Genomic DNA, 221 nt, shown 5'->3' with positions numbered 1-221 from the left:
CGGCCAGGTGTCCGACCTCGACTGGCTGTTGAGCGGACTGGTCCAGCGCGTCCCGTTCACCCGCAGCGCCGTCCTGCTCTCCGCCGACGGACTGGTGAAGTCCGTGCACGGTCTGGATGCCGACAGTGCCGACCACATGGCGGCCCTCGCCTCAGGCCTGTACTCGCTGGGCCGCAGCGCCGGGATCCGGTTCGGCGACGGAGGTGACGTACGGCAGGTGG

At 70.6% G+C, this 221-nt stretch carries 1 protein-coding gene; it reads left to right on the top strand.

What is annotated here, in order from left to right:
• Nucleotides 1-221: roadblock/LC7 domain-containing protein (locus J0695_RS40490; RefSeq protein ID WP_206969797.1), on the top strand; the 221-nt coding region annotated here is incomplete at both ends.

Source organism: Streptomyces beijiangensis (assembly GCF_017315755.1).
Lineage (GTDB): Bacteria > Actinomycetota > Actinomycetes > Streptomycetales > Streptomycetaceae > Streptomyces > Streptomyces beijiangensis.
This window is presented reverse-complemented; position numbering and strand designations above follow the sequence as displayed.